17 protein-coding genes and 1 pseudogene are annotated in these 14,042 nt (G+C 38.8%); 4 read left to right on the top strand and 14 right to left on the bottom strand.

All coding sequences use genetic code 11. The annotated features are described in order from the left end of the window. Positions 1 to 64 precede the first annotated feature (64 nt). A complete protein-coding gene (locus tag M5U24_RS16235) occupies positions 65 to 367 on the top strand; it encodes a hypothetical protein (RefSeq protein ID WP_099326656.1) in 303 nt (100 codons plus the stop codon). A 146-nt stretch (positions 368 to 513) separates the two neighbouring features. Here the strand turns inward: M5U24_RS16235 and M5U24_RS16230 are convergent, their stop codons facing one another. After that, complete coding sequence (locus tag M5U24_RS16230; RefSeq protein ID WP_157820725.1) at positions 514 to 825, bottom strand: hypothetical protein; 312 nt, start codon at positions 823 to 825, stop codon at positions 514 to 516. Positions 826 to 1,470: 645 nt separating this feature from the next. On the opposite strand from M5U24_RS16230, the gene M5U24_RS16225 reads away from it, so the two are divergent. Together M5U24_RS16225 and M5U24_RS16220 are read left to right on the top strand one after the other, a co-directional pair. After that, positions 1,471 to 1,911, top strand: coding sequence for a hypothetical protein (locus M5U24_RS16225; RefSeq protein WP_298202997.1), 441 nt, complete (start codon positions 1,471 to 1,473; stop codon positions 1,909 to 1,911). Continuing rightward, complete coding sequence (locus M5U24_RS16220) at positions 1,899 to 2,069, top strand: hypothetical protein (RefSeq protein ID WP_298202996.1); 171 nt, start codon at positions 1,899 to 1,901, stop codon at positions 2,067 to 2,069. The genes M5U24_RS16225 and M5U24_RS16220 overlap by 13 nt, the downstream gene beginning before the upstream one ends. A gap of 487 nt (positions 2,070 to 2,556) precedes the next feature. Here M5U24_RS16220 and M5U24_RS16215 read toward each other — a convergent pair whose 3' ends face one another. The 5 genes and pseudogenes from M5U24_RS16215 to M5U24_RS16195 all read right to left on the bottom strand — a co-directional run bounded on the left by M5U24_RS16215 (position 2,557) and on the right by M5U24_RS16195 (position 4,582). Beyond that, positions 2,557 to 2,844 carry a hypothetical protein gene (locus M5U24_RS16215; RefSeq protein WP_298202994.1) on the bottom strand — a complete coding sequence of 96 codons (288 nt, stop codon included), beginning with the start codon at positions 2,842 to 2,844 and terminating at the stop codon, positions 2,557 to 2,559. Positions 2,845 to 3,068: 224 nt separating this feature from the next. After that, positions 3,069 to 3,197, bottom strand: a complete 129-nt coding sequence (locus M5U24_RS16210) for a hypothetical protein (RefSeq protein WP_298202992.1) — start codon at positions 3,195 to 3,197, stop codon at positions 3,069 to 3,071. Positions 3,198 to 3,286: 89 nt separating this feature from the next. After that, entirely contained in the window at positions 3,287 to 3,448 is a 162-nt protein-coding gene (locus M5U24_RS16205; protein WP_298202991.1) for a hypothetical protein, read from the bottom strand. 582 nt (positions 3,449 to 4,030) lie between these two features. Further along, positions 4,031 to 4,147 (bottom strand): annotated as a pseudogene (locus M5U24_RS16200) (integrase); the annotation flags it as partial. 9 nt (positions 4,148 to 4,156) lie between these two features. Further along, a complete protein-coding gene (locus tag M5U24_RS16195; RefSeq protein WP_205713302.1) occupies positions 4,157 to 4,582 on the bottom strand; it encodes a hypothetical protein in 426 nt (141 codons plus the stop codon). Between M5U24_RS16195 and M5U24_RS16190 the strand changes: the two genes are divergently transcribed. Continuing rightward, positions 4,581 to 5,132: a Druantia anti-phage system protein DruA gene (locus M5U24_RS16190; protein WP_164995047.1), complete on the top strand. Its 552-nt coding sequence runs from the start codon at positions 4,581 to 4,583 to the stop codon at positions 5,130 to 5,132. The genes M5U24_RS16195 and M5U24_RS16190 overlap by 2 nt on opposite strands. Here the strand turns inward: M5U24_RS16190 and M5U24_RS16185 are convergent. The 8 genes from M5U24_RS16185 to dnaJ form a co-directional block, all read right to left on the bottom strand. Further along, a complete protein-coding gene (locus M5U24_RS16185) occupies positions 5,095 to 6,777 on the bottom strand; it encodes an IS1634 family transposase (protein ID WP_205713364.1) in 1,683 nt (560 codons plus the stop codon). The two genes, M5U24_RS16190 and M5U24_RS16185, sit on opposite strands and share 38 nt — an antisense overlap. A gap of 399 nt (positions 6,778 to 7,176) precedes the next feature. Then, positions 7,177 to 8,466, bottom strand: a complete 1,290-nt coding sequence (locus M5U24_RS16180; RefSeq protein WP_099326638.1) for a Ni/Fe hydrogenase subunit alpha — start codon at positions 8,464 to 8,466, stop codon at positions 7,177 to 7,179. A 19-nt stretch (positions 8,467 to 8,485) separates the two neighbouring features. Further along, on the bottom strand, positions 8,486 to 9,226 hold the full coding sequence (locus M5U24_RS16175; RefSeq protein WP_099326637.1) for an NADH:ubiquinone oxidoreductase: 741 nt from the start codon (positions 9,224 to 9,226) through the stop codon (positions 8,486 to 8,488). After that, complete coding sequence (locus M5U24_RS16170) at positions 9,223 to 10,050, bottom strand: FAD/NAD(P)-binding protein (protein WP_099326636.1); 828 nt, start codon at positions 10,048 to 10,050, stop codon at positions 9,223 to 9,225. The genes M5U24_RS16175 and M5U24_RS16170 overlap by 4 nt, the downstream gene beginning before the upstream one ends. Next, positions 10,047 to 11,084, bottom strand: a complete 1,038-nt coding sequence (locus M5U24_RS16165) for a 4Fe-4S dicluster domain-containing protein (RefSeq protein WP_099326635.1) — start codon at positions 11,082 to 11,084, stop codon at positions 10,047 to 10,049. Before M5U24_RS16165 ends, M5U24_RS16170 begins: the two co-directional genes overlap by 4 nt. A gap of 141 nt (positions 11,085 to 11,225) precedes the next feature. Further along, the gene (gene cobJ, locus M5U24_RS16160; protein WP_099326634.1) at positions 11,226 to 11,984 is read right to left on the bottom strand and encodes a precorrin-3B C(17)-methyltransferase; all 759 of its coding nucleotides are present in this window, start codon (positions 11,982 to 11,984) and stop codon (positions 11,226 to 11,228) included. After that, positions 11,978 to 12,787: a cobalamin biosynthesis protein gene (locus M5U24_RS16155; protein WP_099326633.1), complete on the bottom strand. Its 810-nt coding sequence runs from the start codon at positions 12,785 to 12,787 to the stop codon at positions 11,978 to 11,980. The genes cobJ and M5U24_RS16155 overlap by 7 nt, the downstream gene beginning before the upstream one ends. Positions 12,788 to 12,971: 184 nt before the next feature. Continuing rightward, on the bottom strand, positions 12,972 to 14,042 hold a 1,071-nt coding region (dnaJ, locus tag M5U24_RS16150; protein ID WP_298202988.1), incomplete at its 5' end, for a molecular chaperone DnaJ.

The raw sequence follows: 14,042 nt of genomic DNA, 5'->3' as shown, positions 1-14,042 counted from the left end.
TGGAGAAAGGCTCATCGTTTATTGTAATTTTTATACATGTCAAGTTCGAGAAAGGAGCAAATTTGTGAAGCGTATTGGATTAATTTGCGGAGTATTGGCGATTGTATTTACTTTAGTTACCTATAATGCGGTAAATACGACACTTGCATCAAGTTGTTGCGGAACGAAACAGGCAACCGCCGAGGAAATTACTAATGCAAAGTGTGCTGTTTGTGGTAAAGCAAATGAAGCGGGAAAAGCAGTCATTGTAAAATGCGAGGAAAAATCAATTACGCTTTGTTGCGAGGGGTGTGCGGCCGCATTTAAAAAGGACCCATGCAAATATTGCAATGATGAAAAATGCGAAAAGAGGAAAGAGCAACATTGATTAGGTTTTTAAAAAACTTCAATAAATAAGTCTGATAGTATTTTGCATATTAACCCTGACAGGGGTTCCAAACCCTGTCAGGGTTTTTTTATGTAATGTTTGCCCTGTATCAATTTAATAAATCAAAAACTGCAAACCTTGTTTGTTCAATCCTGTATTTCATAACTTTGAATTTTTAAATCAGGATTGAGAGCAGTAAATGTTTTTTCAATTGTTTCATATAGTTTTTTTGTGTATGCCTTCGTATCATCGACCTCTTTACCCTCGGTTTGGTAAGTTATTTTTGTAAAATATTTTGTCAATCCCAGGTCAGAGGCGTCTGTTATTCCAAAATTCCAACCTATATCAACCGGTTCAATGCCAAATTCATTAAATTTATCTAATAATTTGTTCTTCATCTGTACGGGAATATTATCCTGATCCCTCAATGATATGCTAAATACAACCTTTTTTTTCACATGTCCCTCCATAAAAAAACCATTTTCCCAGTAAAATGTAAACGTCATTAGTCAGACGCATCCGTATTAAGTTACGATTGCCCGTCCAGTGATTATTAAAACCAGATTACAGACTATAGTATAGTAACCGTAGTGCATCAGTAAATCAAGATCCGGCAACGTATATTATAAATAATACCTTTGGCGATAACTATGCAATACCTATGTAATATAATCTATTATATACTCAAGAAGTTCACAAAATGTGATTTCACAAATGCTATAACTATTTATGTCAACAAAAGTTAAATTTAATTTAGAAATCTCTATTTGGAACCCTTACATATAAACAGAATAATTGCATCAACTATTACATCGTTTCGTTAAGACGAAGCAATCTCTTGTTTCCAAAAGACTTAAGATTGCTTCGCTGTCGCTCACAATGACGGTATCAATGTAGATATTTTAATAAAACGCTATACTAGTTTTCATCTTTTTCCATACCGTGGAAATATAATAAGTTATGATCATATATGCATTAGGGGATAAAATATTTATTGAATATTAATAGCAAATATGAGATATTACTTCCTGTATGTGTGTATCTTTCGTATTGGCATGCTATTACGTAAAATAGATATTAATTTTTACTTTGGAGGATGATTTATGTCGGCAATATTAAAAGAAAACGTTTTGCAGGAAAAAAGTAGGAAGAATGGCAGTAAAGGTAAAGTAGAAAAGATTATGGATACTATCATTAAAAAACCAACTACAAAAACTGTTGTAAAAGAAGTTACAGAAAAAGAACAAGACTCCGTACCTAAAAGCACTGTAATTAGAAAATATATATTTAGTAATGAAATATTAATCGAAGGTGAAAACATTGACGACCTTAATGATTTGAGAGCTATTATAGACAAGGAGTTTAAACCTTCAAACGAAATTGAGTCGTTTTTCGCTGACAGGATAGTTTCTAGTATATGGCGGATGAAAAGATGTCTAAATATAGAGAAGCAGATTATTGAACATGCCTCTTCCGGTATTCAGGAATATGAACAGGGATTTTTCACATCTAAGAAGAGAACAAAAATGAATTGCAACAATTAAAGGCATTAAAAATTATTGAAGAAAAAGATAAGATGAGCGAAATAATGAAATATGAATCATCTCTGGAAAGGCAATTCTATCTTGCATTGCGTGAATTGCGCAAAGCAAAAAGGATAGACACAAAACAGACAACCAAAACACAGAAAAAGACAAAGTAAGTGGAATTTGTTTAAATAGGTGCGAATATGCCATAAGAACGTAGTTTCGACTTAAATCCATTATAAACACAACATAATATACATTATCAGACGTTGTAATTTTGTGGTGATATATCTTTCTATTCTTACAGCCACTTGGGGGTTTTTTTTTTTTTTTTTTTTTGTTTTTTTTAAAATAATATTAAATTCCCCAAATTTTTTCTCCCCCCCTTTTTCCCTATTTTTTCAAAACGTCTATTCTAAATATCCCAACTGTTTTATAAATATGGATGTTAGATAATGCCCCTTTTTTAATCTGTTCTGGGGTATTTTCCAGATGTGCAAGAAGTATGTCCATGCCATAGACCTTTTCCCACCAAACACATTTTTCCCCATACTACAAGTGAACGATATGCATGCGCACATTCATTAATTATATAACCTTTATCATCTATTATTGTTGCGCATACACTGCTATTTTCTCTTAGAAATTCGTATTTTAATCCCTTTAATGCACTGTGTAGATAAAAGCGTTTTTTGTTTTATCAAAACCATAGCTCAAGGTGACGATGTAGGGCTCGTTTTTCCTGCACATTGCTATAGTGATGTATTTCCCCTTCTTTATAATATCGAGTATTTCATCAAACTCCTTTATTTCTCGTTCTTTCTTTTGTAAATGATATCGGCGCATAATTAATATAGGGACACTTCCCTTAAAAAATGTCATTGCGAGGAGTGGAGCGACGAAGCAATCTCTTGTTCCCAAAAGACTTAAGATTGCTTCGCTGTCGCTCACAATGACGGTATCAATGTAGATATTTTGTAACTATTCAGCGAAAATAATTTAGAATTTACTTGACAGCAGAAATGTTATAAAAAAGCAATTTACTTGGTAGTGTTTGTATATGTTTGTAAAGGCGTTAAAAACAGGCAACAAGATGCCGTGCATAGAGACGTGTGTGGGGTCTTTGTTCAGTGATAGAATTTCGAGTTCCAATCTCTGACTCTGTTTTGCCTTTTTTACAAGGCATTTACAAGATCTTCTTTTAATACCACCTTTATTTTAGGCTTTTTGATTTCCAGTATAAGCTCAATAACCTCTTTTATATTATGAATGGCCTCCTCTATTGTTTTCCCTGAGTAAAACAATTTGAGTGTTCCTTGCACTGTGCAATGTAAAACTTTTCCCCCTTGGCTATGGTAACGGTAAATGTTTGCATTGGTATACCTATTTTTAGTTAAGTGGTATATTCCTGTGTTGTTATTCTTGCTATGAGAATATCTTGATCCCCGAATCGTATAGAAATAAGGGCAGGCATTTTAGAAATGTCCTGCAAGTCAGTATGGGGAAATCTCACAAGAATAATTTCGCCAAAGTTATAGGTTGTCATATATGGCATAGACCTTTTCCCACCAAACACATTTTTCCCCATACTACAAGTGAACGATATGCATGCGCACATTCATTAATTATATAACCTTATGAGGTCAAAAGCGTTGCGAAGTGTGTATTTCAGTGAGCCAAAGAAACGCAGCCACCTCCAAACGGTTGACCAGGCAAGCATGCGGTTGTCTATTGTTCGTAGTGGCGGAGAAGCCGCTCAAGCTTTCGAGTTCGATCTTCGCTCAGGCGGGATAGTTATGCGCTGAAGTTTCCGAGTTTTTGGTCATATTCGAACTTAATGGCGTTCTTAAGGCGCTCGGAAATCCAACGGCGGAAAAGCCAGAAAAGTGCCCCTGTAAGACCCGCACTAATGGCTGCGGAAGACAAGATAGTTGTCACGATGTCGTTCCATGAAGTGATGTCCGGGAAGCATAACAATGATTATATAGTCTGTATAAAACTGCAAATACAGACTGTTTCAGTATATATAAGAAGTTGCCTTATCTTCTGATAACGCATTGTAACTTATTTCTTATAAAGCTTTTGTGTATTTTTTTGCTTTTGTTCATTCCGGTTTATACAGTCTGTATAAACCAACCTACAACCTATCGACTGGACTTTGGACGCCGTGACCACCTTTGTTCAAGACAAGGGTGTAGATCATCGTTGTGCTGACGTCTTTGTGGCCAAGAAGTTCCTGGATGGTGCGAATATCAGTAACAGTTCACCAACCCCTTAATCCCCTCCCAAGAGGGGACTTTTTGTATTCCCTTCTTGAGAGAGGTGTGTCCTTTTCAAATACTGGAACAAACCAGAAGGGGTGAACTGTTACGTGTTTTTCCATCTGTTCTACTGCGGAAAGACCCATTGCCAGCGCCAATCTGCTGGCACGTTGGGATACTTGCGATCCAAAGCATCGGGCCTGTACCCGTCCCCAGCCTTCGGCAAGGTCTCTCTCATGGACAGTTCTGACCTTTAGCAAATGGTCTTGAAGTGGTTTCTTAAGCAATTCAGGAAGCATCGTTATCCGGTCTTTCGCTCCTTTGCCGTTACGCATGGCGCTGTCAAAGTTTTCCATAAGCACATAAAATACAAAGATATGTAAAAAAACGTGGATATTCCCCCTAAAATATTTTATATTATAGGGCATGAACCAGCATACAACACCAATCGATAACACACACAACGAACTACTTCATTCAATTACCGTTCGTCCTGTTTCACAAAACGACCAGGCAAATTGGGACACACTGATGCGCCAGCATCATTACCTTGGATTTCGTTCTCTCGTAGGAGAATCAATTCGCTACGTAGCGGAATCACAGGGACAATGGCTTGCCTTGATCGGCTGGGCTGCCGCAGCATTAAAATGTACCGTTCGCGATAAGTGGATTGGATGGCCGCCATTTTTAAAATCACAACGCCTGAAACTCATAGCAAACAACTCCCGTTTCCTGATCCTTCCTCAGATACACGTACCAAACCTTGCCTCCCGTATTCTTTCTCTTAACCTTAAGCGCTTATCACAAGACTGGACTAAGGTCTATGGGCATCCAATCTGGCTTGTGGAGACCTTTGTCGATCCTCGTTTTTTTAAAGGCGCCTGCTATAACGGATGTTCACCCCAAGTCAAAAAACAAAAGTGCCGTAAAAGCCTTATATTTATTGGCTTTTACGCCGAACAGCAAGCTTTTTTCTAGTGACTACCCGTATGTTCCGGCTTGGCAATACTTCTGGCAACTTTATCTGTAATGCCTCTAATAATTCATGTGATTGTTGCCGCGGACGCGGGATCTTCTGGCAACTAGCTTTTTGGCCTTTGATTGTTACTTCCATCGAACAAATGGTCGTCAATTGTGCGAGACCTTCCTCTACCGTCAAGTCAAAATTCTTCCACGCTCTGCGCAGCCTTCGAATTATCATGTACGCAAGCATTACCACAAACACATGTCCCCGTGTACTATCCTCCTTTCTTACATACACCGGACGAACCTCCAAATTCACCGTCTTACAGTCCCGAAACGCCTTCTCCACTTCCGTTAAATCCTTGTATCGTTCATGTACCAGATTGGTATCCGCCTCGTTCTCCTCAAGATCAGTCTTGATTGCGTAACAACCATCAAGGTATGATGCCTCCTTTAATGCTTCCTCATCTCTCTCTATCTTTAGCGTCCTATCCTCTTCTTTTATCTGCACCCACCCATCAAGTTTCAATCTCGTTAGCCTTTCCCTTGTTGTTTCCAGTGCCTTCGATACTGACGACTTAGGATGTTCCTTCAGATAACTGTTCTTCTTCACGATGTATTTCTCTATACTCTGTAATTTTGATACACGGGTCTTTGACATCTCTTCCGCCCTTACCGGATTGCGCCTCAGAATATATCGAACCTCATCATCCTTTATCTCGCAGAGCTTTTCTTCGAACAATCCTAATTGCAGTATCCCTTTATTTATCAACGACTCTATCTGCGGCTTGGTTATCGCCGTTATGTAATGAAACCCTTCCGGTAAACTTTCGATTTGCACCGTCTTGATCATCCCACGATCTCCTACAATCGTTACATCTTTGCATCCAAACCGCTCTAATACCTTCTTTACCTGAGATTCAAAGGTCTTCGGATCCTGGGTGTTGCCCCTAAATACTTCTGTTGATACCGGCTCCCCGGATTCATCACAAAGCATACCGATCACTATCTGTTTTTTCCTCTTTTTGCCGTCACGATTATACCCGTACTCACCAAAATGATTCGACTTCCCCTCTAAATAACTGCTCGTCACGTCATACAAAAACAACTTCGGCTTATTGCCTCCTCGTCTTAACTCAAACAGCTTTCGCTCTATCTTTGCCTGATTCTCTGACAACCATGACAAATTATCGTACAGATTGTTCTCGTCAAACCCACGCTTCATATCCAGGACGTCACCCGCAGCATGTATCTGCGCCAGCCTTACTGCAGACAGTCTTGACCCCTGGCCTATTACCCTTGCCATTACTTGCCAAAGCGCCAGCTTTCCTTCAAAGTCCTTTCCCAATGCCTCTTCTATCCCTAATTCCTTTGCCACTTGGTACACGCTCCACGCTGCTCCCACAGACAAACCCTCATGGAGTTTCACCGATTCTGACAATGCGCCCAATGCACAGAGATCGTCTTTATGTGCGAGTGCAAGTCTTATCGCTTCAATCTCCAGGGGAGTGCAATTCGACAGATTCGCAATGGTGCGTTTCTTGACCTTCCCATCCTCACGGTACGATTCCCGCAGAAGGGTAGATCGATAGATTTTTTTACCGGATTTTGACTTGTTCTCTACAATATGCATGTCCACCATTGTACAGATAACAACCATTATCCGTCAAGTATATTGTCGTATAATAACAATATATTAGTGACTACATATTTATTAAAAATACAGCCTTAACAAACTATGTATTAAGCACTTATGCGTTTTGGCAGGGGTGAACATCCGCTATAAGGCTGCAGGATGGATTTTTTTAGGACATTCAACCGGGTTCTGTACGCGCAACTCAAGGCACTCCATCAAACGTAACCCCGAACCATACATAAGCAAGGCCATGAGCCACTTATCGCCCGTCAAGTTTGCAAGAACGGCTTTCACTTCATCGCAAGTCATAACCACTGGCAGGCGTGTTGGTTTGAGGGTACGTATGACCTTAATACCCATGCTGGCAAATACTTCGCCCTCTTTTTTTTCAAAAAACTAAATTGTTACTTTTATTGTATTTCCTCATTTTACAAATTCAACTTTCATCAGATGTGTCGCACACGATATACACGGGTCATATGCACGCACAAGCATTTCTACATCAAGGATTATCTCATCCCTCGGTTTATTTACTATTTTAGGAATCAATAACTTTAAATCATTTTCTATATTTGCAAGGTTTTGTGCCGTTGGAATTATGAAATTTCCATAGGTAATCCTGCCATTATCGTCTAATGTATGTTCATGGTACAATGTCCCACGGGGAGCCTCGGTAGCGCCAACACCGCTCGCTGCTTTGGGGAGTAATGCCACGGTTTCTTCCTTCAAATTGTCCGAAAGCAATTCATCTATCAATCCAATACTATCCTCAAAACAATGAACTGTTTCAACAACCTGAGCAACATTATTCATATATGGATTGTAACAGGGGTGTTTTAAGCCCATTTCTTCCGCCGCCTCTTTTGCTTTTGGATGGAGACGTTCATAGTTGTTATTGAATCTTGCCAAAGCTCCCACCATATATGAATCCCGGAATGATTTTGCATGTTTTGCGGTGGAGTGTTTTACAATAAATTCCTTTACTCTTTTGAGATATTCCGAAGGTTTCACTTCTCCATTATAGCTCGATTTGATATTGCCATCATACAAAGCGTATTCATCCGGATGGGTAAGCGAGATATATTCTGTTTCTCTTTCAAATTCCGGGGTTCTCAGATGCTTAAAGAATTTTACCGTTTCATCAATATCTCCCCTCGAATCCTCTATCCTTTTTTTAAACTGCTCAAAATCCCTTTTCTCAGGAATTTTTGAGAAACAGCCTACATTCAATGTAATAGGATGTACATGCCTACCACCGACCATGGCACACAAATCATTCGCAAGGGCCTTAAGCCGCATTCCCCTTACGATGCTTTCCTTGTTATCTTTTATCATGCCAAATATACTCTTCACACCAAAAAAATCAGGTACAGTCAGAAAATAGGTATGAAGAATATGGCTTTGAATAAATTCCGCGTTAAGGAGTAGTTTTCGCAATTTTATTGTTTGTTGCGATGGTGTAAAGCCGAGTGCTGACTCTATAGCCTTTATTGACGTTGTTGTATGGGTAACGGCACAAATTCCGCATATTCGCGATGTAATATGAGCGGCCTCTTTATACGTCCTGCCTCTCACCATCGCTTCGAAGAACCTTGGAGACTCAACTATATCAAGCCTCAATTCTTTCACCTGCCCGTTCTTAACGTCTATCACAATATTTCCATGTCCTTCGACACGGGTTATATGTTCAATATTTACATGTAAATCATGCATTCAACGTTCCCTTTGAATATTATTGCTTATCCTGATTGTAACTACCAAATAATCGATATTCTGCAACAGCCTCATCGATGGTTAATCCATGTTCCGTTAATAAATTCTTATGTGAAGACATATTGGGATCATCTATCAGCCCACGGCATCCCACACATCCATCATTGTATGTAGGACATATTGCCTTGCAACCGGCTCTTGTTACAGGGCCCAAACAAATCATACCTTTTTCAAAGAGACACACGTTTTCCTTCATCTGGCATTCCACACATACCGGATAGCCTGGTATACGGGGTTTTCTTTTCTGAAGAATCGCCTTTACCACTTCAACAAATTCATCTTTATCTATGGGACATCCATGTATGGTATAATCAATTTTTATGACTGCTGCAATTGGGCGTGCCGGTATGGTATCGAAATTATTTGCCATATTCCCGTAAACGATTTTTTTCACGTCATCCATTTCATAATGGTTTTTTAGACAATTAATGCCGCCGATCGTTGCACAAGCCCCTAAAGCAACAACAATCTTCGCCGTATCACGTATCTTTTTAACCTGCTCAATCTCTGAATTTCTGGTTATACTGCCTTCAACAAATGCTAAATCATATTCATCAGATTTTTCACTCATGGCCTCTCTGAACGTTACAATATCGACCAACTTAACAAGATCGAAGAGCTGTTCTTCTAATGCCAAAACAGTTAACTGACACCCCTCACAACAGGTAAATGAAAAAAAGGCAACTCTTGTTTTGTTCATAGCGCTTCCGGAAGAAATTTTAACATCTGATAGCTAAATTTAGGACCATCGAGACATACATATACACCGTTGACCTGACAATGGCCACACTTTCCAACGCCGCATTTCATACGCCTCTCCAGTGACAGTATTATATTTGTTGCCGGAATCCGTTTTTCCTGAAGTTCGAGTAAAGCATATTTGTACATTACGGGTGGCCCCACCACTAATGCATATGTATCCTGAGGATCCAGTTTGAGAAACGGAATAAGTCTGGTAACGACGCCCGTTTTTCCTAACCAGTTTTTATCAGGCCGATTTATCGTAACGGTCAATTCTATATCTTCTCTTTTATTCCATGTTTCCATCTCGTCCCTGAACAGTATTTCTTCAGGGGTTTTTGTTCCATAGAGAATAATTACTCTCCCGAAATCATGCCTTTTTTCAAGCACATAATAAATCATCGACCGCAAGGGTGCTAACCCGAGCCCTCCCGCAATAAATAAAATGTCTTTCCTCTTTAATTCTTCTATTGGAAAACCATTGCCTAACGGACCACGTATCCCCAGGTATGAACCAATTTCAAGCCTGTGAATTGCTGAGGTAACGTCCCCCACTCTTCTGATGCATACGCCAATACTGTCTTTGTCAAATGGAGATGACGATATTGAAATAGGCGCCTCGCCCACTCCAAAAACCGACAGTTGAACAAATTGCCCCGGGATAAAAGAAAATTCTCTTTGATTTTCCAAACGTATTTCAAAATATTTTTCCAGCTCTGTGAGACGTCTAATACTCACAATCTTTGCTATTTCCGGGAGATAGATTGAATTATTGCTTATCATTTTTGCTTATTATTGTTTATAACTGCATTTACGGTTTCTGCAACATCTATATGTACGGGACATGACCTGGAACATCTTCCACAACCAACGCAAAATGATGTGCTGTGTTTTGTCATTAAGTAATTAAACTTTCGGTTAAACCTGTGCCGTAATCTCTGACCTCTCGTTGGTCTGAAATTTTCGCCTGTTGCAACTACAGAAAAATCTTTTAATGTACAAGCATCCCACTGGCGGCGTCTCTCTCCTGATGTCATAGTTAAATCCACACAATCAAAAACATCAAAACAATAACAGGTTGGGCAAACAATATTACATCTTCCGCATCCTAAACACCTGTCATTTAGTTCATCCCAGACAGGATCGTTATCTGCATTTTTAAATAATGAAGGAAGATTTGATACCTCTGTCAAAAATTTTTTCTCAAATCGTCCCTTGCGTTCTTCTTTCATACGGCAAATCTTTTCATCTTCATGTTTTCCCGCATGTATAAAACAAGCATTTTCTTTGATAATAACTTCCCCGCGTGCAGTTCCAATGGAGGCATAAAAACAATCACCTATGTCGGTTAATAAAATATCAAATCCTTCTTCTACGTCCAAACATCCGACACTTTCACAATAAGCATACTTATAGCAGGGCTTCATGCAATCAATTCCAATGATGATGGTATTTGCACGTTTTTGAGTATAATTTTTGTCTTCACGATCGGCAGTAAACACCTTATCGAGCAATTTAATCCCATGGATATCACAGGGACGGACGCCAAAGATTACCTGTTTTTTTGATTCAATCACGGATTTTACATCAGGATAAGGGGCGGTAGAAAAGCTTAAGAGCGTTTCTCGTTGGGGAAAAAGGTATTTTTTGGGAGGAAGCAATGTAGGTATATAATTATCAAGTGGGTCGGAAAATGTCTCTATTTCATCAAAAATATAAAACCCTGTTTCTTTTTGCTTAACACCGTAAACCGTATATTCTTCTTTTAGTTTCTTTAAAAAAATATCTATGTCTTCTTTTTTAATCAATATAGGCATATTTATCCAAAGTATTCCTGGTGCGGAGTAGCCGCAATCGAATTCGAATATCTAATATCAAAACTCGAAACAAATCCTAAATTCAAATATTTGAATGCCCAAAACATTTTGAATTTTGTTCATTTAAATTTGATTCGGATTTCACGCTTCGGATTTTGGCTTTTCAGATTTATTCGTGCTTGAGTATAAATTATACCCTCTTTTAGTAACCATGTAATTCTGAAATGTGAACGAAGAGGCATTTCCAATGATCACGATTGTCATCATATCAATTGAATTTTGGTCCATTTTGCCTAAAGTAGTAATGGCTATAGACTCCCCTTCTCTTTTCGCATTTTTCACTACTCCTACCGGTGTCGCAGCGTTTTTGTATTTCAAAATAATTTCGACCGTCTTTTTAAGCTGCCAATTCCTTTGAGAACTTTTAGGATTATAAATAACCATTACAAAATCAGCCTCTGCAGCGTTTTTCACACGTTTTTCAATTGTTTCCCATGGAGTTAATAAATCACTGAGACTTATTACAGCATAATCATGCATCAGTGGTGCGCCAAGAAGGGCCGCGGCAGCATTGGCAGCGGGAATGCCAGGAATAATTTCCAGCGGCAAGCAAATATTTTCTTTGTGCAACATTTCCATAACAAGGCCAGCCATACCATAAACACCAGAATCTCCGCTACTAATGAGCGATACTATTTTCCCTTTCAGCGCTTCCCGAATAGCCAATTCTACACGTTCAACTTCCTTGCGCATCGCCGAGGAGATAATTTCTTTCCCGCTGGTAATATCACGTAACAAATCAACATAAAGGCGGTAACCTATAATAGTATCAGATTTTTTTACCGCCTCCAATGCCCTCACACTCATGTCTTCTTTAGAGCCTGGGCCTATACCTACCACATAAAGTTTTCCCTGGCAATGGCTATTGTTATTCCCGGATATTTCTGTTTCTTTAAAATTAATTGTGTTTTCCTCCCTGCTAAAAGTGCAGATGGTTCACAGACACCCCAGACGCCTATCTTTTCTTTTACAAAAGCTGACTTACTGTATTCCTTTATACAAGTGCCAATTTCAGGTAAAGACACAACGTTCAGCGGTATCCTAAGTTCATCAGAAGCTTGCAATAATCCCGGTTCTTTTGCTTTAATTTCAACCGTAGAAATTAACCTAACGTTTTCTATTCTCAGGGAAATCTTATTAAGAGCGTCTTCAATTGCCTTTTTTACTTCATGCGAAGTAATCCCTTTTTTACATCCAATTCCAACAATAATATCTTTGTGCGCTTCAGTCCCGGTAGTAATAACAGCACTCGAATGTAATATACAGGCAACTTTATACGCCAGCATATTTGCGCCACCTTCATGCCCTGAAAGCAAACTGATTATATAACGCCCCACATCATCCACTACCACTATCGCAGGATCTATATATTTGTTTTTAATACAGGGAGCAATCACCCGAACCACTATCCCCGTAGCCATTACAAATATTATCCCGTCATAATCATTGAATAATTTCCCGACTAATTGGTGAAGCGGTTCATTAAAGTACACAGCATTATTCAAATTATCTCCGGCATTAACTATCTCATTTTTATCGTCGGAGTTAAAGATATACACTGAAGGGGTGGTATCTATATACGAAACAATCCTTTTCGACGTCTCAACCCCTTTTTCAGTTATTGTTATAATCGCAATATTCAAGAAACCCTTAGCTCATAATAAATTCTGCTATAATGTAACACTTTAGTTTTTTGAAAAAGTAGGGGCGAAGCATTTGCCTTAAATTGTTATAAATACATTTATGCCCAAACTGACAAATGCTTCGCCCCTACGCCGTGTGGCAAACATCGCTATTATTTGAGTTTTTCAAAAAACTAAATTGTAACTACGTTTTAGTACTTTTCTCTTTCTCGTGCTTCTCAAACTCTTCAAGAAGTTCCCTTTGTCTTTTTGTTATATTTTTAGGTGTTTTAACTATCACTCTAACATACTGATCGCCGTGTCCGTGCCCCCTTAAATATGGCATGCCACTGTTACGCAACCGAAATAATGTGTTGGTCTGAGTACCCTGCGGTATCTTCATTATAGCATTTCCATCCAAAGTAGGCACTTCTACTTTAGAACCTAATGTTGCATCAATTAACGAAATTTCTTTTTTAATATACACATCATTCGCCTGTCTGCGAAAAAAAGGGTGCGGTTGTATTGAAATATAAACATATATATTTTCTTTCAAACGTCCACCGCTTTTGTCCGGTGCTATTCTTAATGTCGTGCCATTATCTACACCAGGAGGTATTTTTATTTTTATTTTGTCCAGTCTTTGAATTTCACCAGTGCCATGACAACTCTGGCAGAATTTCTCTATAATTTTCCCACGCCCATTACATACAGGACACACACCAATCTTAATTATTCTGCCAAATTCTTGCAATTGTTCCTGTTTCACTTCTCCGCGTCCATCACATCTATTACAAATTTTTAAGCTTGTGCCCTTTTCCGCTCCAGACCCATTACAGTCACCGCATTTTTCCATATGTGGAATAGCCACTTCAGTACTAACCCCTCTATATGCCTGCTCTAAGCTGATTTCTACTTGTACGCGTCGTATCTTTCTTTCCGGCTTTCCATATCCACTGGTCCTGGCGCCAAAAAAATCAGAAAATATATCGTGACCAAATATATCTTCCAAATCATTTATATGGGTAAAATTCTGCCAAGAAAAACCCTCTTTCCCAAAATCAGATTCGACTCCGGCATAACCATAACTATCATACTTTGCACGTTTGTTATCGTCAATCAGCACCTCATACGCTTCAGATATTTCTTTAAATTTTTCTTCTGATGATTTTGGATTATCTTTATTAAGATCCGGGTGAAATTTTTTAGCCAATCTTCGGTATGCAGATTTTACATCTTCCTTAGAAGCATTTTTCGCAATACCTAATAAATCATA

The organism is Candidatus Kuenenia sp., from assembly GCF_027493735.1.
Lineage (GTDB): Bacteria > Planctomycetota > Brocadiia > Brocadiales > Brocadiaceae > Kuenenia > Kuenenia stuttgartiensis_A.
Note: the sequence above shows the minus strand (reverse complement) of the source record. Positions and strands in the feature narration are given on the sequence as shown.